Here is a 19,316-nt window from a genome sequence, read left to right on the forward strand (position 1 = left end):
TGAGCGAAGGAGTCGGAGATGCCCAGTTCCACCTACACCGTCACGGGGATGACCTGCGGGCACTGCGTGAGCTCCGTCAAGACGGAGATCGGCAAGATCGACGGTGTCACCGGTGTCGACGTGGACCTCGCCAGCGGCGCGGTCACGGTCGACAGCGCGGCGCCGATCGCCGACAGCGCCATCGCGGCCGCCGTGGACGAGGCAGGCTACGAGGTCGCGGTCTGATGCAGGACCGGCTGAAGTTCGCCGCCTTCGGTGGCGCGCTCGTCGTGCTGTTCGGTGCCGCGCTCGGCATCGGCGCCCTGGTCGGCGATCCGGCCGAGCGCGCAGCGGACCGCACGACGAGCTCGGCCGGGCCGGACCAGGGACTGTCGGAGCGTCGATCCGGCTACACACTCGCCGACCTGACCGCGCCGACGGAGCCGAATCAAGCCGGTGCCCTGCGCTTTCGGATCACCGGGCCGGACGGCGCGCCGGTCGTCCGGTTCCAGACCCAGCACGACAAGAAGCTACACCTGATCGTCGTCCGGTCCGACGCCACGCAGTATCGGCACGTGCATCCGACCATGGACGCGGCGGGCACCTGGTCGATCGATTGGACGTGGGCGCAGCCGGGGACATATCGGGTGTTCACCGACTTCATGCCGGAGACCGACGGCGCCGGGCCCGGCGGGCTGGTCTTCAGCCGGACCGTCACCGTGGCCGGAACAGCTGCGCCACAACCACTTCCACCGCCCGCGCGGACAGCAGCACCGGACGGCTATCAAGTCACCGCGACCGGCGACCTCCGCACGGCCGGCAGCGAACTACGGTTCACCATCACCCGCGACGGCACGCCGGTGACCAACCTCGAACCGTACCTCGGCGCCTACGCGCATCTCGTCGCTTTGCGGGCGAACGACCTCGCCTATCTGCACGTGCATCCGGAAGGCGAGATCGGCCGCACCCCCGCCGGACCCGAGGTCGCGTTCCACGCACAGGCCCCGAGTGCGGGCCCATATCGGCTGTATCTAGACTTCTCCCACGGCGGCGCGGTACACACCGCCGAGTTCACCATGGAAGTACCTATGGTCGAATCATCCACAGGCTCATCCACATCCGGCGGAACACCGCATCAGGGTGGCGGTCACTGACGCCCACACCCGCCGACACGCGCCCGATCGAGCCGCGAATCGGCAGGCTGACCTGCGGTTCTCAGGTCACGCGGATCGATATGAGACACAACCGAATCGGCATCGCCACACCCACCGTGACCCCTGCCACAAAAATGGCAAAGATAAGTTATCCACAATGTGCATGGCTGGCTTCGCTGCTAGAACACGTTCTCGATGTGGGGTGCGTGACGTGCGTATTCAGTTCCGCCGCAACACAAACCGACCAGTACGACCATCTCGATGCGACCTGCGACACTGACTGCTGATCGGTCCTGCCGACGAAAGCCTCTGAGCCCCAATCGTTATCCAGCGCTCACCCCAGCGCCTGCGCAAACGGCGACTGCAGCATCGCCCGTTGTCCGGGCAGATCCTCGCCGAGCACCATGAGCGGCAACGGCGGCTTGGCCGTCAGCCCGCGCCCGACCAGCCAAGCACCGAGCTCGGCAACCGCCCCACCGCACACATCGACGCGCGTCGAACTCCCTTCCGGGAGAACAGCATCGAGCAACGCCGTCGCCGTCCGCATCGAGTCCGCGACCAACGGCCCGGCCTGCACCAGGTCGAGGTTGCGCCACGCAATCACGTAACCGCCCTCCGCAACAACCACCCGGTCGGCGATCCCGAGCACGGACCGCAACAGCACGCTCCGGTCGGCACCGAATGCTCGCCGATCCAGACTCGCCAGTGCCGACAAGTCGCCGGTCTCGTCCACCGGTAGATCAGATACGGACGAGCCTCGCGTGAATACCCCGGTGTGCGAAACGACCTCATCCACAACCCGAAATCCCAGCTTCGTATACAACGGCTTACCCGCCTCGGTCGCATACAGAAACACAGTCGCGCAGCCCGCCGCGCTCAACGCCGCTTCCATCAATCGACCGCCCAGACCACGGCCACCATGCCGGCGCGCAACCAGCAGCATGCCTACCGCCCCGATCCCTGACGCCACCTCGGTCAGAAAAACCGTGCCCGCCAAACCCCCACGTGGGTCATCGATTCCGTAACCCCCACCGAGTTCCAGCAACAACCGCCACTTGACGTCCTCGCGCGGCCACCCCCGATCCGCGGCAAGATCCAGACAAGCAGCCAAATCCCCCACACCGAGCTGACGAACCAGCACTTCTTTCGCAACGATCCCAGGCACCGCGCCATGCTAATCACCAACCAACCGCCGACGCCTGCCGTTATTTCGCCGCGGTAGCCACCCGGTCTAGGCCTGCGCCGCCAAGCGGACGAAGGCGGCGGTGTCGAGGGTTTCGCCGCGGGCGGTGGGGGCGATGCCGGCGGCGACGAGGCGGCGTTCGGCTTCGGCCGGGGAACCGGCCCAGCCGGACAGGGCGGCGCGGAGGGTTTTGCGGCGTTGGGCGAAGGCGGCGTCGACGACCTCCCAGACGCGGCGGCGATGGGCCTCGTCCATCGGCCACGGCGGTTCGGTGTAGCGGTCGACGCGGACCAGGCCGGAGTCGACGCGCGGGACCGGCCAGAAGACCTGGGTACCGACGGCGCCGGCGCGGCGAACGGTGCCGAAGAAGCCGGCCTTCACGCTGGGCACGCCGTAGATGCGACTGCCGGGGGCGGCCGCGAGCCGGTCCGCCACCTCCGCCTGCACCATCACCAAAGAGACTGCGATGCTTGGCAATTCGGCCAGCAGGTGCAGCAGAACGGGGACCGCGACGTTGTACGGCAGGTTCGCCACCAATGCGGTCGGCACGATCGGAAGGTCCGTGGCGGCGACCCGCAGCGCGTCCGCCTCGACCACCTTCAGCCGGTCGGCCAGCTCCGGCGCCCGATCCGCGACCGTCACCGGCAGGTGCTCGGCGAGCACCGGATCGATCTCGACGGCGACCACCGAATCCACCACATCGAGCAGCGCCAGCGTCAGCGAACCGAGCCCCGGTCCGACCTCGAGCACCACGTCGTCCCGCCCGACCCCGGCCGCCGCGACGATCCGCCGCACCGTGTTCGCGTCGTGCACGAAGTTCTGCCCGAGTTGCTTGGTCGGTCGCACGCCGAGCCGCTCGGCCAGCACCCGCACTTCGGCGGGACCGAGCAACGCGGCACTCCCACGAGCAGCAACTTCAGGTTCGGACACCTGAAGAACCTATCAACCCACCGGGTGGTCCCCGGCACCTGCTACTCGGCCGGGGTGGCCTCGATGTGGTTCAGGAACTCGTCGATGGCCGCCTGCATCGGGGCGTTGAGCTGGGTGTGCTTGCCGGTGCCGGTGACCGTCCGGAAGTCGACGCCGTTGGCGGCGAACTGCGCGGCGAGCGCGGCGTGCAACGGCGACGGGACGGTGGTGTCGGTGACGTTGAGCAGCAACAGGATCGGCGCGTCGTAGCCGGAGGTCGGCACGGTGAGGTACTGGTCGAGTGCCGAGCGGATGGGTTCCTGGCCGAGCGGCCGGGCCAGCAGGTCGCCGACGCCGAGGCCGTGCACGCGGTCGATGATGCCGTCCAGGCACAGCGTGCCGACGCTGTCCAGAACCGCGCGGCCCTGCGGGGTCAGGTACTGATCGACCTGCACGTCGGGGCGGGCGGCGCGCAAGCCGGCCAGGATGCTGACGAAGAAGCTCAGCGCGCCGTCGTTGCCGGGAATCGTGGGGATGATCGGCCCGGCCAGCGGGAGGATCTTCTCCACGTCCGATTCCGGGTCGATCGCGATGGTGCCGCGGAAGTCGAGGTCGGGCGCGTCGATCGCCTGCCGGTGGCCGGTGCCGAGCGCGGCTTGACCGCCCTGCGACACACCGAGCACGGCCCAGGTGCGGGACAGGTCGGGGTTGGTGGCGCGGGCGGCGCGCAACAGATCGATGGTGGCGGTCGCCTCGGTGGCGATCTCCAGATATGGGTGCGGGCCGGTGTCGAAGCGGCCGAGTCCGAGGTAGTCGGGGGCGACCACGGCGAAGCCCTGCTCGAGCAGGCCCTGGATCAGCTGGTCCTCTTTGGACCTGATCTGCTGGTACGGATGGCTTTCCGGGGCGGATTGGCCGCCGCAGCCCGCGCCGAGGCCGCTAGTGCCGTGGTCGTAGGCGATGACCGGCCACCCGCCGGCGGGTGGCGTGCCCTTCGGCACGAACAGCGCGCCGCTGGCCGGCCGGGGCGTGCCGTCCGAGCCGCGCATCCAGTACTCGAGCACCGAGCCGCCCGATACCCCGTGCCAGCCGTCGGGCTGGGCCGCGATCGAGATCAGCGACCCCGGAGTTTCCGCCTGCGCCGGCGCAACATTCACGAACAACGCCGCACTCGCCGACAACGTGGCCACAGCCACAACACGCCGGAACCCCTGAACAACCCTCATCGACCACACCTCACTGACCCGACCCACACCGTCACAAACCTGGACGAGTGTACAGATCAACGAGATACTGCCAGCTCACCGTGACAACCCGGCCAACCGAAGGCAACACCAAGGACCGCCGAGCAGTGAGCAGCCGCACGCCTTCTGATTTGCCGCACCTGGAATCGCATGCGATTTTCGGTGCGAGAAATCAGAAGGGGTGCGGCTGCGGTCAGCTGATGCCGAGGCGGCTGGTGCAGGCGGGCCAGGCGCCCCAGCCCTGACGGGCGCGGGTGATCTCGGCGATGGCGATCTGCTCTTCGCGGGTGGCGAGGTCGGCGCGGGGTGCGTACTTCAGTCCGCCCTGGCGTTCCCAGGTGCCCTGGTCGAATTGGATGCCGCCGTAGTAACCGTTGCCGTTGTTGATGTTCCAGTTGCCGGTGGATTCGCAGCGGGCCAGCGCGTCCCAGGTCGAGCCGTCGCGCACCGGCGGCACCTCGGTGCCCGGCTTGGCGCCCTTGCGCACGGTCTTCGGCTGCGCGGTCACCGTCACGTTCGAGGCGATCGGCTTGCGGTCCACCTCGGTGCCGTTGACCATGGTGACCGCGAAGGTGACGTCCTGGACGCCGGGCGCGCCCTGGGTTTCCACCACCGAGCGGCTCATGTTCATCTCCGGGTCTTCGATCACGTTCTCCGGCGGGTCGAGCGGCAGCGTCTCGGTCCGGTTCTCGATTCGCTTGCGGGTCACCGTGATTCGCACACCGTCGGTGAGCGGGGTGGTCGCGGCGGGCTCGACGGTGTCCTGCTCGATCAGCGGAATGCCCGCCACCGCAAGGAGTTCGCCGACCGTCGGCGCGGCGAGCCGCACGTCGACCGGTGCGCCGATGCCGTCGAGCAGCGAGACCGATCGCGGTGTCGCGACATTCAGGGCCGCGCCCTCCAGCGGCAGCTTCTCGTCCCGCTTGGGCGAGACGTACACCTCATGGGGCAGGCTCAGCTGCTCGAGCGCCTCGCCCGCGGTGAGCCCGGTGGTCCACACCTTGCGCGCCTGGCCGTCGACCATCAGCTGGACCTCGCGCGCCCGGTTGAGCGTGATGGTCGCGCCGTCGCCGATCTTCGCGGCCAGCGCGGGGGCGACCCGGTCGCGCTCGGTCACGGCGAAGCCCGCGGTCCGCAAGACACCGCGGACGTCCAGCGACATCGTCGTCTCGACTCGCTTCTCACCGTCGACGACGACGGTCACCGTCTTGCGGTTCACGATCGCCAGGCCGGCGCCGACGATCAGCGTCATCAACAGCGCGCCGACCGCCGCGTACAGCAGCGGCGATCGTGACTGGTTGATTCGCGTGAATGGGGACATGGTCACAGTACGATAACGAGGGGTTTGGGGGTAGACAACCTTCACTTGCTTCAGCTGGGTCTTTCAATATCACGAACAGATATCGCTGCCGCAGGTTGATCACGATATATGCCTACCGATGTGACCTAAGACACACTGGGTATATCCAGCCCCCTTGCGGGTACTCAAATAGCCGGAAAATAGCGGATTTGTCAGATTCCGTACACGCGGCGCGCGTTCGCGGTGGTGATCTTCGCCAATTCGGCCGCGTCCTGTTCGCGTAGTTCCGCCAATGCCCGAACGGTGTACGGCAGGCAATAAGATTCGTTGGGAGCACCACGGAATGGATGCGGCGTCAAATACGGCGCGTCCGTTTCGACCAGAATCAGCTCGTCCGGTACGACTTTCGCGGCCTCACGCAACTCGTGCGCATTCTTGAAACTCACCGTGCCGGAAAAACTCAGCACATAACCCTCGGCCACGCAGGCCAGCGCCATGTTCGTGTCGGAGGAGAAGCAATGGAAGATCACCGTGTCCGGCGCGCCCTCGTCCAGCAGCACGGTCAGCAAATCGTGGTCGGCCTCGCGGTTGTGGATCATCAGCGGTTTGCCCAGCCGCTTCGCCAGGTCGATGTGCCAGCGGAAGCCCTCGACCTGGGTCTCGATGTCGGCGCAGCCGTCGAGCTTGCCGGGCCAGTAGTAGTCCAGGCCGGTCTCGCCGATCGCGACCACGCGCGGGTCGGCGCCGAGGCGTTCGAGTTCGGCCTTCGCGGCGTCGTCGAGTGCGTTGGCCCGGGTCGGGTGCAGGGCGACGGCGGCGTAGACGCGCGGGTCCCAGTGCGCGGCCTGCACAGCCCATTGCGCGGCGGCGAGGTCGTCGGCCACAGTGACCACCTGGCCGACGCCCACCGACGCGGCACGGTCGATGATCGCCGTGGTGGACGCCGCGTCCGTCGCACCGCAGGCGTCGAGGTGGGTGTGCGCGTCGATGATCGGGGCGAGGGGCTCCGGCAAGGCAGGCGCCGGGCGCTTGTTACTCATCGAAAACCGCCGCAGGACACGGGGGAACCGGCGCCGGGGATATTCGCGTGAGTGTAGGAAACCACGCGCATTACAGTAGACACACCATGAGCGAGCGAAGCGAGCGAACCATCAACACAGCCGCCCATGCGGTCATGCCGGAACCGAGCGTCAGCGAGGTGCAGGCATGAGCGCAGCTGACCGCCCCGCCTTCTATATCACCACGGCCATCGCCTACCCGAACGGTGCGCCGCACATCGGGCATGCGTACGAGTACATCTCGGCCGACGCCATCGCCCGGTTCAAGCGGCTCGACGGGTTCGACGTCTTCTTCATGACGGGCACCGACGAGCACGGTCAGAAGATGCAGCAGGCGGCGGCGGCCGCGGGCATCCCGGTGGAGGAGCTCGCCAGCCGCAACTCCGACGTGTTCGAGGCGCTGGACAAGACCCTGGACATCTCCTACGACCGGTTCATCCGGACCACCGACGAGGACCACCAGGCGGCCAGCGTCGCGCTGTGGGAGCGGATGCTCGCCAACGGCGACATCTACCTCGGCAACTACTCCGGCTGGTACTCGGTGCGCGACGAGGCCTTCTACACCGAGGAGGAGACCACGCTGCTGGAGGACGGCAGCCGGATCTCCACCGAGTCGAAGACGCCGGTCACCTGGACCGAGGAGTCGAACTTCTTCTTCAAGCTCTCCGCCTACCAGGACAAGCTGCTCGCGCTCTACGAAGAGCATCCCGAATTCATCGCGCCCGCAACGCGTCGCAATGAAATCGTCAGCTACGTCAAGGCGGGGCTGAAGGATCTGTCCATCTCGCGCACCACCTTCGACTGGGGCGTGCCGGTGCCTGGCCATCCCGATCACGTGATGTACGTGTGGGTGGACGCGCTCACCAACTACATCACCGGCGTCGGCTACCCGGACACGGAATCCGCTGCGTTCCAGAAGTTCTGGCCCGCCGACGTGCACATCATCGGCAAGGACATCACCAGGTTCCACACCGTGTACTGGCCGGCCTTCCTGCTGTCGGTAGGCGTCGAGGTGCCGAAACGCGTGTTCGTGCACGGGTTCCTGTACAACAAGGGCGAGAAGATGTCCAAGTCGGTCGGCAACGTGGTCGACCCGCTGGAACTGGTCGAGACCTACGGCGTCGACGCGGTGCGCTTCTTCCTGCTGCGCGAGATCTCCTACGGGCAGGACGGCAGCTACAGCCACGACGCGATCGTCGGCCGGATCAACTCCGACCTGGCCAACGAGTTCGGCAACCTGGTCCAGCGCAGCACCAAGCTGGTGGCGCGCGACTGCGGCGGCGTGGTGCCGACGCCGGGTGAATTCACCGACGCGGACCGCAAGCTGCTGGACCTGACCAACGGGCTGCTCGACCGCTGCCGCGCCGAATACGACGCGCAGCAAATGCATCTCGCGCTGGAGGCGATCTGGCTGACCCTCGGCGAGACGAACAAGTACTTCTCCGCGCAGGCGCCGTGGGCGCTGGCCAAGTCCGGCACGCCGGAGGACCTGGCCCGCGAGGCGACGGTGCTGTACGTGACGCTCGAGGTGCTGCGCATCGTCGCGATCCTGGTGCAGCCGGTGATGCCCGGTTCGGCGAGCAAGATCCTCGATCAGCTCGGTCAGCAGGAGCGCACGTTCGCCGATATCGCCACGCCGATCGTGCCGGGCGTGCTGCTGCCCGCACCGGAACCGGTGTACCCCAAGTACATCGAGCCCAAGGACTGACCCGCACCCGAATCGGCGAACATGGGCACCGACGCGTAATCCCCTGGCGCGCAGTCGCATAATGCTGGGTTACGAATACTCATGTTCGCCGAACAGGGAGAGCACCCATGCGCCGACAACAGGCGACCGACTCGACACCCGTGCCGCAGAACAGCTTTGCCGACCGGCATCGGGCGGCGCGCGACGCCGTCCTGGTCTCCCAGCGCGGGCGACTCATCGAGGCGATGGTCCAATGCGTCGCCGGCGCGGGGTATTCCGCCACCACGCTCACCGATATCGTTGCCCGGGCACGGGTTTCACGCAGCACCTTCTATGAGCACTTCGCGAACAAGGAGGAGTGCTTCGTCGAGGCGGTGCACACCGGCGTCGACATCGTGGAAACCCGGATCACCGAGGAGCTGGCGCAGCTCGCGCCGGCGGCCGGCGTGCGCGCCATGATCGAGTCGATCGTCGGCACGTTCTGCGAAACCGTCGCCACCGAACCGGATTTCGCTCGCCTGATCCTGGTCGAATCGTTCAAGGTGAACCAGGCCGCGGTCGACTACCGCGACCTGGCCGTCGACCGCTTCGCCCTGCTGTACCGCTACTTCTACGACCAAGCGCGCCAAGCGGATCCGCGCCTGCCGGAGGTTTCGGACGAGCTGATCGCGCTGATCCCGGACGCGATCGGCGAGCGCACCCGCCGAGTCATCGTGTCCGACGGCCCCGCGCACGTGCCCGCCTTGGCGCCCCTGTTCGTCCAGTTCGTCCACCAGACGCTCGGCCTGCCGGCCTGAAAGCATTGCCCCGCTCCGATTTTCCCGAACGGACGATCCGCGTCGGCGAATCGCCCGTCGCGTCGGCTACTTCCAGCGACCGAGCAGGCGCTCGATCTCCGCGGTGAGGGCGCGCTGCAAGAACGGCCCGAAGCTGATCCGGGCGACGCCCTGATCGGCGAGCAGCGCCTTGTCGGACTTGTCCGGAAGTCCGACCATGCTGATCGGCAGCGGCAGTTCACTGGTCAGCCTGCGCACGGCGGCGTCGTCCTGGGCGCCGGCCGGGAACAAGACGTCGGCGCCGGCCGCGGCCGCGAGACCGAGGCGCTCGATGGCGCGGTCGACGCGATCCGCCTCGTCGCCGTCCTGCCGCAGGAACAGATCGGTCCTGGCGTTGACCACCACGTGCACCCCGGCGGCATCGGCGAACTGACGCAGGCCGTGCACCAGGTCGGCGTGCTCCTGCGGGGCGCGCAGCCGCTTGCCCTCACTGTGCACGGTGTCCTCGATGTTGAGGCCGACCGCGCCCACCTCCAGCAGCCCTTCGATCAGCTGGGCCGGCTCGAGGCCGTAACCCGACTCGATGTCGACCGACACCGGCACCTCGACGGCCTCGGTGATCTGCCGGACCCGGGTGAGCAACTCGGCGAACGTCATCCCCTCGCCGTCGGCACGGCCGATCGAGTCGGCGACCGGATGACTGCCCACGGTGAGCGCCGCGAACCCGGCGTCCACCGCGACCTTCGCCGACCACGCGTCCCACACGGTGGGCAGCACGGCGGGATCACCGGGACGGTGCAGTGCGAGGAAGGCCTTGGCCTTGCTTTCCAGAGAGGTCATAGGACGATCATGCCGCGTCCCCGCGGTGCGCACCATGGCGCGCCCTCAGGGCTGCGTCAGGCGGGTGACGGCGCCGGTGAAGCTGGTGACGTAGAGCGCACGCGGATCCCAGCCGGGCCCCGCGCCGAAGCGGGCGGAGGTGGCGAACGGGAGGCCGTCGGCGATGACGCAGGCGGCCGCGGTGTCGGGGTCGACGCGGATGACGCGACCTGCGGCGTTCAAGGCGAGATAGATGTCGCCGTCGGGGCCGACGGTGAGATCGTCGGCCGCGTTGAGCGGGCCGAAGCCGGGGAGGGTGATGCGGCGGGGCGCGGCGTCCGGGCGGTCGAGGTCGATCGCGGCCAGGGTGGTTTCCGGGTCAAAGGTGGTTGACACGAATAGTTTTCGACGAGCCGCGGCGTAGGCGATGCCGTTCGTCGAGGTCAGTTCGGCGGCGAACGGCTGTGCGCCGGAGCCGTTTCCGGCGATCCGGGTGAGGGTGGTCGGCGAGCCCAGGTCCCGGCTGACCACGAAGCTGCCATCGGGCAACTGCGCCAGACCATTCGGCGCGGTCAGGCCGGTCACCACGGTTGAGACGGTGCGTTGGCGGAGATCGAGCGCGTCGATCGTGCCGTCGGCCCGCCCGGACAACCCGCTGCTCAAGGAGCCACCGGTGGTGAAGTACGCCGTATCGCCGGCCACCACGATGCCGCCCGGAGAACTGGCCTGTGCCAGCACTTCTCGCGATCCGTCCGCACCGAGACGGTGCACCGCTCCCCCGCTGCCGGAGGCGGGCACCTCGGACAGCAGCAGGCCGCCGTGTCCGTCGAACGCCAGATTCTCCAAGACGCCGAAGCCGGACGCCACCGGCGACGCGGCCCACCGACCGCACGCGGCACCGGCGACTTCCTCGGCGCCGACCACTCCGGCACCGGAGACCAGCGTGAGCGCAACGCCCACGGCCAGCACGCTTTTGACCAAGGCATGGTGAATCGCCATCCGAATGTTCTCCCCTCGCACCGACTCCGGCGCCTGCGCTCAAGATATCGGCAGTTCGATGCGAAGTCCGCGAAACCTCAGACCCCTGTGCGCATGCCCAGATTTCGCTCAGGCCCCTGTCCGGCCGCACAAACCAGCCGCACCTCAGTCTTCGCCGTCACGGCGGGCGATCAGCACCGCGTCGTAGAGCTCGTTGCGGGACGCGCCGTGCTCGCCGGCGACCTGCGCGCACGCGTCCTTGAGGCGGACGCCCCCGGCGGTCAGCGCCTCGACCGCGTCGACCAGGTCGGCCGGATCGGCGGATCTGGGTTGTGCGCCTTCGAGAACGACGGTGATCTCGCCGCGGGCACCGTCGACGGCCCAGGCGGCGACCTCGGCGAGGGTGCCGCGGATGACCTCCTCGTAGGTCTTGGTCAGTTCGCGGCAGACGGCGGCGCGCCGGTCCGGGCCGAGCACCGTGACCGCGTCGGCCAGGCAGTCGGCCAGCCGGTGCGGCGCCTCGAAGAAGACGCAGGCCCGCGGCTCGGTGGCCAACGTGCGCAACCACTCCCGGCGCTGGCCGCCCTTGCGCGGCGCGAAGCCGTCGAAGCAGAAGCGTTCCACCGGAATGGCGGACAGCGCCAGCGCCGTGGTGACCGCGGACGGCCCCGGCAGGCAGGTCACCGGCAGGTCCCGCTCCGCACACGCCGCGACCAATCGATAGCCCGGGTCGCTGACCGACGGCATGCCCGCGTCGGTCACCAGCAGCACCGTGCGTCCGGCCTCGATATCGGCGAGCAACGCCGGAATCCGCGCGATCTCCACGTGGTCGTAGAAGCTGACCACCCGTCCGGTGATCTCCACCCCCAGCGACTTCGCCAGTGACTTGGTGCGCCGCGTGTCCTCCGCCGCGACGATGTCGGCCGACCCGAGCGCGTCACGCAGCCGCTGCGAGGCGTCCCCGATGTCGCCCATCGGTGTCGCCGCGAGCACCAGCCTGCCCGGCCCTGTCGCCTCGTCCGTCACCGCACTCCTGTCTCGACCACGCCCGGCGCCTACCGAACCTTCGCAGCCTAAGACATGCGGGGCGCCGCGAACCTCCGGCCGTGGCGCGATCGACGGCTCACCGCTGCGGGACCTCGCGGCCCGCACAGCATACGATCGGTACGTGACACAGGTGACCGACCAGCGCGCAAACGCTCCGTTCGGGGCCGTGCCCTCCTGGTCGAGCCCCGCGCCGCGGCGGCCGGCCCCCGATTTCGGCCCGACCGACCGGCTGCGCGGCTGGCTGGTCACCGCGTTCCTGACCGCGATCGCCGCGGTGACGCGGTTCACCATGCTCAACTACCCGACCGACGCGGGCACTCCGGTGTTCGACGAGAAGCACTACGCGCCGCAGGGCTGGCAGATGCTCAACGGCGGCGGGGTGGAGGACAACCCCGGCTACGGGCTGGTGGTGCATCCGCCGGTCGGCAAGCAGCTCATCGCGATCGGCGAGGCGATGTTCGGCTACAACGGCTGGGGCTGGCGCTTCGCCTCCGCGATGGCAGGCACCATCCTGATCCTGCTGGTGATCCGGATCGTGCGGCGACTGGCACGCTCGACCCTGATCGGCGCGATCGCGGGCATCCTGCTGATCGCCGACGGCACCACCTTCGTCTCCTCGCGCATCGGCATGCTCGACATCTTCCTGGCGTTCTTCGCCACCGCGGCCTTCGGTTGCCTGATCGTCGACCGGGACGAGGTGCGGGCCAGGATGGCGCGGGCCGATGCGGAAGGCCGGATCGGCGAAACCCCGTGGGGCCCGCGGTTGGGCGTGCGCTGGTGGCGGTTCGGCGCGGGCATCCTGCTCGGATTGGCCTGCGGGACAAAATGGTCCGGCGTCTACTTCATCGTCGCGTTCGGCCTGCTCAGCGTCTGCTTCGATGTGGCGGCGCGGCGGGCCTACGGGGTGCGCAATCCGTGGTTCGGTACCGGGATCCGCGATGTCGGACCCGCGCTGTACGCGCTGGTGCTGATTCCGCTCGGGGTCTATCTCGCGACGTACTGGGCCTGGTTCGCCAGCGAAACCGGCATCGATCGATACATGGTCGGCAATCCGTCCGCCCCGACGGAACCGATCGGCACCGGCGGATACTTCAGCTGGATCCCCGACGCCTTGCGCTCGCTCTGGTATTTCAGCGCCAGAGCCCTGGAATTCCATGAGGGCTTGACCAATTCGGCCGGCAACCATCACCCGTGGGAGTCCAAGCCGTGGACCTGGCCGATGGGCCTGCGGCCGATGCTCTACTACTACGCCGACAACGGGGTCAGCGGCTGCGGCCAGACCCAATGCGTCAAGGCCGTCATGCTGATCGGCACCCCCGCGATCTGGTGGCTCGCCTTCCCGGTGATCGCCTGGATGTTGTGGCGCACCGTGGTTCGCCGCGACTGGCGCTACGCCGCGGTGCTGGTCGGTTACGGCGCTGCCCTGCTGCCCTGGTTCCTGACCCTCGACCGGCAGATGTACTACTTCTACGCCGTCGCCCTCGCGCCGTTCCTGGTGATGGGCATGGCCCTGGTGCTCGGCGACATCCTCGGCCCCTCGCGCCGAATAGCCGTGCCGCGCAGCCCCGTCGGCACGTATCTACCCGTCTCGCCGGACGAACGTCACGCCCTCGGCCTGCTCGCGGTCTGCCTCTATCTGGCCCTGGTGATCGCCAACTTCATCTGGCTCTGGCCGATTCTTACCGCACTGCCGATCACGCCGGGCAATTGGCACGATCACCTCTGGCTACCCAGCTGGCGCTAACCCTCCAGTGCCGCTTTGACATAGCGCAGCGCGGCCGCGTCGTCGAGCCCGAGACGACGGACCGTGGCGACGTAGGCGGTGGCGGCGCGACCCGCGACATCCCGGGTCGGGTCGCCCGACGAGGCGATGAAAGAGCCTTGTCTGCCCCGGGTTTCGACCACGCCGTCGGCCTCCAGCTCGCGATAGGCGCGGGCCACCGTGTTGGGGGCGAGGCCGAGTTGCGCGGCGAGCGCGCGCACGGTGGGGATCTTGGTGCCCGCGGTCAGCTCGCCGGAGCGCACCTTGGCGATGATCCCCATGCGTAACTGCTCGTAGGGCGGGACGGCCGACTCGTGCGACACGGTGATGTTGAACATGACTGGATCACAACTCATCCCGGGAGAGTGGACAGGACAGGCACCTGGGTCCGCCTCTACCGGAACCCAATTCGGAGCCGGGAATGCGCAGCACCTCGATGCCGGCGTCTTCCAGGCGCGCGTTGGTCATCTCGTTGCGCTCGTAGGCGGCGACCACGCCCGGCGCGAGCGCCAGCGTGTTGTTGCCGTCGTCCCACTGCTCGCGTTCGGCGGTGACGCCGTCCAGCCCGGTGTCGATCACCCGGAGCTTGTCGATGCCCATCGCCTTGGCCGCGGCGACCAGGAACGGATCGGGTCCGCTCATCGCCACCTTGCCGTCGCCGTTGCGCGCGCTGTAGTCGTCCTCGCGTTCGATGGTGAACGCGCACAACGAGTCCCGCACAGCGGGGTACATCACCAGCGCGTCGCTGTCGACCATCGTGCAGACGGTGTCCAGGTGCATGGTCGCCCGGTTCTGCGCGATCGGGACGACCAGCACTGTGTGCGCGAGATCGTCGTCGAACAGGCTGCGCGCCAACGCTTCCGCGCCCGCAGGTGAGGTGCGTTCGCCGACGCCGACCGCGACCACGCCGGGCGCGAGCAGCAGCACATCGCCGCCCTCGATCGGCGCGGTATGCGATTCGTAGGCACGGCGCACCCCGAGGAAACGCGGATGGAAGGCGTAGATCAGATCGGTGAGCGAGGTCTCCCGGATCCGCGCGGGCAGCGCCAGCGAGGTGATCGCCACCCTCGGCCCGATCCAGAACGAGGAGTCCCTGGTGAACAGCAGATTGGGCAGCGGATCGATGACGAAATCCGCGCCGTGGTGCATCCGCCGCACCAGCGAGGTGGCATCCGGCCCGAACGGCAGCTCGTCGAAGGTCATGCCGGCCATCAGGATGTTGGCCAGGTCCCTGGCCCGCACGCCGCGCAGGAACGCGGCGAGCTGGTCGGCCAGCGAATGCCCGAGCCTGCGCGCGTCCACGGCGGCGGAAATGCCCTGGATCCGGGCCGCGCCGCTGACCGCGAGGGTCTCGGCGAGCAAGTCGGCCAGCAGCAGCACCTCGACGCCGCGGTCACGCAGCACCCCGGTGAACGCGTCATGCTCTTGTTGCGCCCGCTCTACCCAGGGAATGCCGTCGAACAGCAGCTGATCGTTGTTGCGCGGGGTGAGCCTGCGCAGCTCGTCACCCGGCCGATGCAGCAGCACCGTACGCAGCGTGCCGACCTCGGAGGTCACCGTCAACCGCGTGCCCGGACTGTCGGGGTCCAGCCCGTCCGCGTCCGAGTCCTCTCCGTGCCGCGCGGGCACAGCGTCTGCTCCCATGCTCAGACCGTAGTTCGCCGCGGCCACAAGAGCACGTAATTCGGGCCTTCGTTGCCGTCTTGCCGTGTGTGAGGTCGCTCGCTCCCGGATTCCGGCGACTTGCCGAAGCGGTCCGTTTCCCCCCCAGCCGATCCTAACCTCAAGTATTGTTGAGGGGAATGGAGGAGCGTGCATGTCGACAGCCGATTGGCGAGCGAAGGAGCTGACCCCCGGGCAGCTTTCCGAGCGTAGCGGAGTAGCAGTTTCCGCGTTGCACTTCTACGAACGCGAAGGACTCATCAGCAGCCGCCGGACCAGCGGGAATCAACGCAGATATGCGCGCGAGACATTACGGCGGGTCGCCTTCATCCGGATCTCGCAGCGGGTCGGCATCCCGCTCAGTGAAATTCGCGACGCCCTCGATCAACTGCCCGAAGGCCGCAACCCCACCCGGCGCGACTGGGAGACGCTGTCCACCAACTGGCGCACGGACCTCGACGACCGCATCACTCAGCTGATTCGGTTGCGCGACAACCTGACCGGCTGCATCGGCTGCGGCTGCCTGTCGCTCGGCAGCTGCAAATTGGTCAACGAACACGACCGGCTCGGCACCGAGGGTCCCGGCGCGCGCGTGCTCGACGTGCAGCTCAACTGTTCTGCGCGCCCAGCAACCGGCTGAACCGGGCCGAGGCGCGGCGCATCACGATCTCGTAGGGCAGCGCGAACTTTCGCGCCCACCAGTAGCCGAAGCGGATGTCGAAGGACGTGTAGATCAGGAACCGGTTGCGGGTGACGCCGCGCAGGATCGAGGACGCCACGTGTTCCGGCGACACCGCGTGCTTGGTGAACGACTGGGTGAGCCGCTGGATCTTCGGCGACTCCCGATCGACGCCGACCAGCTCGACGCTGTGCACCAGCGGGGTGTCCACCGCGCCGGGCACCACCAGGTGCACCGAGATGCCGTGCTGGTCCAGGTCGAACCGCAGCACCTCGGACACGCCGCGGATGCCGTACTTGCTCGCGCTGTAGGCCGCGTGCCAGGGCAGGGCGAGCAGCCCGGCCGCCGAGGAGACGTTGACCAGCGACCCGCCCTTGCCCGCGCGCACCATCGGCGGCACGAAGTTCTCGATCACGTGGATCGGGCCCATCAGGTTGACGTCGACCATCCGCCGCCAGTGCTTGTGCTCCAGGTTCTCCACGGTGCCCCAGGCCGAGGTGCCCGCGACGTTCATCACGATGTCGAGGCTGCCGTGCGCGTCGTGCACCTTCTCGGCGAACGCAGTGACGGCGTCGTAGTCGGTGATGTCGAAGGCCTGCGCGACCAGCACCACGCCGCCGTCGCGGCGGATGTCGGCCACCGTCTCGTCCAGCCCGGCGGCATTGATGTCGGTGAGCACCAGCTGCCCGCCCGCCTTCGCGGTGGCCACCGCGGTGGCCCGGCCTATTCCGCTCGCCGCGCCTGTGATCAGCACCTTTGCGTCTTGCACTGTATTGCGGCCCGGTCGCCCATTACCTCGCACTGCGCATCCCCATCTCGAATTGCTCGAATCGGCTCACCGCAGGGTACTTGGGCAAGGCTCAGCGGCCCAGTACGGCGAGCATTCCGGCGACCGCCCGCGGCCAGGTGTATTGCTCGGCGCGACTGCGGGCGGCGCGCCTGCGGCCGACCGTCGGCAGGGCGAGCACGTCGGTGACGGCCTGCGCGAACGCGGAGCCACGGTCCTCGGCAACCGCGCCGCACTCAGCGGTCACGATGTCCTTCAGCGCCGAGGAGCGGCTGGCCACCACCGGGGTGCCCGCCGCGAGTGCCTCCAGCGCGGCCAAGCCGAACGTCTCGTGCGGTCCGGGTGCCAGCGAAACATCCGCGGTGGCAAGCAGTTTCGCCACCATCGCGCGTTCGGAGATGAAGCCGGTGAAGTGCACGGCGGGAAATCCGTTGGCCAGCGCGGGTAGTGCGCGCGCCCGGCGCTCCAGCGCCTCGCGGCGCGGGCCGTCACCGGCGACGACCAGCCGAACCTCAGTGCCCGCCTTGCGTAATGCCGCGACCGCCTCGATGCTGCGCTCCACCCGCTTCTCCACCGACAACCGGCCGCAATGCACGAGCAGCGGATGTCCGGGCACGCCGAGGTCGGCGCGCAGCGCGCCGTCGCGCCGGCGCGGGCTGAACAACTCCAGGTCGACGCCGAGCGGTACCAGTTCGACGTTCGGCGCATCGATCCGCAGGAATTCTTCGCGCGCGAATTCGGTAGTGCAGACCACGATGTCGTAGTCGGCGGCAGTGCGGCCGTTCGCCACATCGGCGCAGCGCCGGGCCGCCGGACGGGGCATGAACTGACCGAGCAGCCGATCGAGTCGTTCGTGCGAGATCATCACGCCGGCCACATCGCGCCGGCGGGCCCAGCGGCCGAATCCGCGCAGCGTCAGCCGGTCGGATACCTCGAGCACGTCGGGACGCAGCCCGGTGAGCACGTCGGCCACCCGGCGCGGGTCGGCCGCGCGGTAACCGCCGGTCCACGGAATCGCCAAGGCGGGCAGGGTTATTCGAACGACACCGGTCGGCAGAAGCTCTTCCGAGCGCCGCGCACCCGGCACGATGAGCACCACTTCGTGTCCGGCCGACACATATCCCTCGCCGAGGTGATGCAAGGCAGTGCGCAACCCACCCGAACGCGGGCCGTAGAAGTTCGCAAGCTGAACTATGCGCACCTCGCCGATGGTGCAGCCAATCGGGTTATCTTCGGGACCGGTGCGCCCAACTCGACATGAACAGCCGTGAAAGACCCGGCGAACCCGCTTTTCAGGGCGCTTCCGGCCGCACCCGGATCAACCCGTGCCCGCGCTCGGCGGGCACCGGGGACAGCTCCGCGCGCACCGGAATCCATTCGGTATCGGCGAACCGCACGCGGAACCGCAGCTGTTCGACCGTCGCGTCGTCCGCCAGCAGATCGGCGCACGCGGAACGGAAGCCGTCGAGATCGTCGGGATGCACCGTCGGGCGTTCGACGGCCCAGCGGTCCAGCGGCGGGGCCGGCGTGCGGATCCACTCGTAGATGAGGCAGGAGTGCAGTCCGACGAAGCCGACGCCGTCCTCGATCCGCTGCGACACCGCACGCACCATGGCCATGTCGACCTCGGGCCGGGCCGGTGCCGCGTCCGCGCATTCGCGCATCAGCGCCCTGATCCGGCGGGCGACCGGATCGGCCCTGGTCACCATCTGGAAGCAGCGCACGACGCCGTCGTCGCCGACCATGTCGACCTGGCTCTGGTGTCGGCCCTCGAACGCGCCGACCATCTCGAAGTAGTCGATCCGTCCGTCGAACCGCACCATGCGGCCGAAGGCTTCCGGTGGCGTCCGGATCACCCGGACCGCTTCCGGTGCCCGGGCGAAGATCAACTCCTCCAAACCCGGTCCGTGATGCGCCAATTCGGTGTCGGCCTGCCAATCCCACGCCGCGACCCGCGGACGCGGCGGCGGGGACACCTCGTTCGCGGCGACCCACACCTGCACCCCGTGCACCTCGTCGAACGCGCATCGGACGGGCACACCGATCACGACAAGCCCTGTCTCACAATGGTTCACCGGCTCCGCGGTCGCGACGCAGTTCTGCACCACCTCGGCGATCCGTTGCGGCGCGGCGGCATGCAGATCCCGGCGGACCCGCACCAGGCTCGCCCAATCCTTGACCTTCGATCCGTCGGCCACCAGGGTCGGCTCGGTGCCATCACCGCCCGGTGTGCGGCCCAGCGTCTCGATCAACAACCAATCATGTTCGGACGGTTGACGTTCGGACCCGCCG

The 19,316-nt window shown here is 68.5% G+C and carries 19 protein-coding genes; 6 read left to right on the top strand and 13 right to left on the bottom strand.

The annotated features are described in order from the left end of the window. The first annotated feature begins 18 nt into the window (after positions 1–18). The gene (locus AB0M22_RS08695) at positions 19–225 is read left to right on the top strand and encodes a copper ion binding protein (protein WP_364722707.1); all 207 of its coding nucleotides are present in this window, start codon (positions 19–21) and stop codon (positions 223–225) included. Further along, positions 225–1,133, top strand: coding sequence for a hypothetical protein (locus AB0M22_RS08700; protein WP_364722709.1), 909 nt, complete (start codon positions 225–227; stop codon positions 1,131–1,133). The genes AB0M22_RS08695 and AB0M22_RS08700 overlap by 1 nt, the downstream gene beginning before the upstream one ends. Positions 1,134–1,467: 334 nt before the next feature. Here AB0M22_RS08700 and AB0M22_RS08705 read toward each other — a convergent pair whose 3' ends face one another. The 5 genes from AB0M22_RS08705 to AB0M22_RS08725 all read right to left on the bottom strand — a co-directional run bounded on the left by AB0M22_RS08705 (position 1,468) and on the right by AB0M22_RS08725 (position 6,809). Beyond that, entirely contained in the window at positions 1,468–2,298 is an 831-nt protein-coding gene (locus tag AB0M22_RS08705; RefSeq protein ID WP_364722711.1) for a GNAT family N-acetyltransferase, read from the bottom strand. A gap of 66 nt (positions 2,299–2,364) precedes the next feature. Next, positions 2,365–3,246, bottom strand: a complete 882-nt coding sequence (gene rsmA / locus AB0M22_RS08710) for a 16S rRNA (adenine(1518)-N(6)/adenine(1519)-N(6))-dimethyltransferase RsmA (protein WP_364722713.1) — start codon at positions 3,244–3,246, stop codon at positions 2,365–2,367. A 41-nt stretch (positions 3,247–3,287) separates the two neighbouring features. After that, on the bottom strand, positions 3,288–4,451 hold the full coding sequence (locus AB0M22_RS08715) for an alpha/beta fold hydrolase (protein WP_364722715.1): 1,164 nt from the start codon (positions 4,449–4,451) through the stop codon (positions 3,288–3,290). A 211-nt stretch (positions 4,452–4,662) separates the two neighbouring features. After that, complete coding sequence (locus tag AB0M22_RS08720; protein ID WP_364722717.1) at positions 4,663–5,790, bottom strand: transglycosylase family protein; 1,128 nt, start codon at positions 5,788–5,790, stop codon at positions 4,663–4,665. Positions 5,791–5,981: 191 nt separating this feature from the next. Continuing rightward, positions 5,982–6,809: a TatD family hydrolase gene (locus AB0M22_RS08725; RefSeq protein ID WP_364722719.1), complete on the bottom strand. Its 828-nt coding sequence runs from the start codon at positions 6,807–6,809 to the stop codon at positions 5,982–5,984. A 166-nt stretch (positions 6,810–6,975) separates the two neighbouring features. Here AB0M22_RS08725 and metG point away from each other — a divergent pair, with 166 nt between their 5' ends. After that, positions 6,976–8,535 carry a methionine--tRNA ligase gene (metG, locus tag AB0M22_RS08730; RefSeq protein ID WP_364722721.1) on the top strand — a complete coding sequence of 520 codons (1,560 nt, stop codon included), beginning with the start codon at positions 6,976–6,978 and terminating at the stop codon, positions 8,533–8,535. A 107-nt stretch (positions 8,536–8,642) separates the two neighbouring features. After that, entirely contained in the window at positions 8,643–9,311 is a 669-nt protein-coding gene (locus AB0M22_RS08735; RefSeq protein WP_364722724.1) for a helix-turn-helix domain-containing protein, read from the top strand. A gap of 66 nt (positions 9,312–9,377) precedes the next feature. Here the strand turns inward: AB0M22_RS08735 and AB0M22_RS08740 are convergent, their stop codons facing one another. The 3 genes from AB0M22_RS08740 to rsmI form a co-directional block, all read right to left on the bottom strand. Then, the gene (locus tag AB0M22_RS08740; RefSeq protein WP_364722726.1) at positions 9,378–10,130 is read right to left on the bottom strand and encodes an isocitrate lyase/phosphoenolpyruvate mutase family protein; all 753 of its coding nucleotides are present in this window, start codon (positions 10,128–10,130) and stop codon (positions 9,378–9,380) included. Positions 10,131–10,175: 45 nt separating this feature from the next. Continuing rightward, positions 10,176–11,108: an SMP-30/gluconolactonase/LRE family protein gene (locus AB0M22_RS08745; RefSeq protein WP_364722728.1), complete on the bottom strand. Its 933-nt coding sequence runs from the start codon at positions 11,106–11,108 to the stop codon at positions 10,176–10,178. Between the two features lie 144 nt (positions 11,109–11,252). Beyond that, entirely contained in the window at positions 11,253–12,113 is an 861-nt protein-coding gene (rsmI, locus tag AB0M22_RS08750) for a 16S rRNA (cytidine(1402)-2'-O)-methyltransferase (protein ID WP_364722731.1), read from the bottom strand. Positions 12,114–12,300: 187 nt separating this feature from the next. Between rsmI and AB0M22_RS08755 the strand changes: the two genes are divergently transcribed. Continuing rightward, positions 12,301–13,878 carry a phospholipid carrier-dependent glycosyltransferase gene (locus AB0M22_RS08755; protein ID WP_364724037.1) on the top strand — a complete coding sequence of 526 codons (1,578 nt, stop codon included), beginning with the start codon at positions 12,301–12,303 and terminating at the stop codon, positions 13,876–13,878. Here AB0M22_RS08755 and AB0M22_RS08760 read toward each other — a convergent pair. Then, complete coding sequence (locus AB0M22_RS08760) at positions 13,875–14,234, bottom strand: GntR family transcriptional regulator (protein WP_135237604.1); 360 nt, start codon at positions 14,232–14,234, stop codon at positions 13,875–13,877. The two genes, AB0M22_RS08755 and AB0M22_RS08760, sit on opposite strands and share 4 nt — an antisense overlap. A gap of 7 nt (positions 14,235–14,241) precedes the next feature. Continuing rightward, positions 14,242–15,540, bottom strand: a complete 1,299-nt coding sequence (gene arcA, locus AB0M22_RS08765; RefSeq protein ID WP_223885038.1) for an arginine deiminase — start codon at positions 15,538–15,540, stop codon at positions 14,242–14,244. Between the two features lie 172 nt (positions 15,541–15,712). Here arcA and soxR point away from each other — a divergent pair, with 172 nt between their 5' ends. Beyond that, positions 15,713–16,198, top strand: a complete 486-nt coding sequence (soxR, locus tag AB0M22_RS08770; RefSeq protein WP_364722733.1) for a redox-sensitive transcriptional activator SoxR — start codon at positions 15,713–15,715, stop codon at positions 16,196–16,198. Here soxR and AB0M22_RS08775 read toward each other — a convergent pair. From AB0M22_RS08775 to AB0M22_RS08785, 3 genes are all read right to left on the bottom strand, one after another. Further along, positions 16,167–16,991 (bottom strand): SDR family oxidoreductase, encoded by an 825-nt coding sequence (locus AB0M22_RS08775; protein ID WP_364722735.1) that lies wholly within the window; start codon positions 16,989–16,991, stop codon positions 16,167–16,169. The two genes, soxR and AB0M22_RS08775, sit on opposite strands and share 32 nt — an antisense overlap. 106 nt (positions 16,992–17,097) lie before the next feature. Then, positions 17,098–18,225 (bottom strand): glycosyltransferase, encoded by a 1,128-nt coding sequence (locus AB0M22_RS08780; protein WP_364722737.1) that lies wholly within the window; start codon positions 18,223–18,225, stop codon positions 17,098–17,100. 91 nt (positions 18,226–18,316) lie between these two features. Next, positions 18,317–19,276 carry a GAF domain-containing protein gene (locus AB0M22_RS08785; protein WP_364722739.1) on the bottom strand — a complete coding sequence of 320 codons (960 nt, stop codon included), beginning with the start codon at positions 19,274–19,276 and terminating at the stop codon, positions 18,317–18,319. Positions 19,277–19,316: the final 40 nt, after the last annotated feature.

The organism is Nocardia sp. NPDC051756, from assembly GCF_040681495.1.
Lineage (GTDB): Bacteria > Actinomycetota > Actinomycetes > Mycobacteriales > Mycobacteriaceae > Nocardia.

What these genes read in the sequence shown, in the direction of transcription:
- metG (WP_364722721.1), top strand. Translation starts at nt 6,976, where the DNA reads ATGAGCGCAGCTGACCGCCCCGCCTTCTATATCACCACGGCCATCGCC.
- arcA (WP_223885038.1), bottom strand. Translation starts at nt 15,540, where the DNA reads ATGGGAGCAGACGCTGTGCCCGCGCGGCACGGAGAGGACTCGGACGCG.
- AB0M22_RS08700 (WP_364722709.1), top strand. Translation starts at nt 225, where the DNA reads ATGCAGGACCGGCTGAAGTTCGCCGCCTTCGGTGGCGCGCTCGTCGTG.
- soxR (WP_364722733.1), top strand. Translation starts at nt 15,713, where the DNA reads ATGTCGACAGCCGATTGGCGAGCGAAGGAGCTGACCCCCGGGCAGCTT.
- AB0M22_RS08720 (WP_364722717.1), bottom strand. Translation starts at nt 5,790, where the DNA reads ATGTCCCCATTCACGCGAATCAACCAGTCACGATCGCCGCTGCTGTAC.
- AB0M22_RS08740 (WP_364722726.1), bottom strand. Translation starts at nt 10,130, where the DNA reads ATGACCTCTCTGGAAAGCAAGGCCAAGGCCTTCCTCGCACTGCACCGT.
- AB0M22_RS08735 (WP_364722724.1), top strand. Translation starts at nt 8,643, where the DNA reads ATGCGCCGACAACAGGCGACCGACTCGACACCCGTGCCGCAGAACAGC.
- AB0M22_RS08695 (WP_364722707.1), top strand. Translation starts at nt 19, where the DNA reads ATGCCCAGTTCCACCTACACCGTCACGGGGATGACCTGCGGGCACTGC.
- AB0M22_RS08725 (WP_364722719.1), bottom strand. Translation starts at nt 6,809, where the DNA reads ATGAGTAACAAGCGCCCGGCGCCTGCCTTGCCGGAGCCCCTCGCCCCG.
- AB0M22_RS08715 (WP_364722715.1), bottom strand. Translation starts at nt 4,451, where the DNA reads ATGAGGGTTGTTCAGGGGTTCCGGCGTGTTGTGGCTGTGGCCACGTTG.
- AB0M22_RS08745 (WP_364722728.1), bottom strand. Translation starts at nt 11,108, where the DNA reads ATGGCGATTCACCATGCCTTGGTCAAAAGCGTGCTGGCCGTGGGCGTT.
- AB0M22_RS08760 (WP_135237604.1), bottom strand. Translation starts at nt 14,234, where the DNA reads ATGTTCAACATCACCGTGTCGCACGAGTCGGCCGTCCCGCCCTACGAG.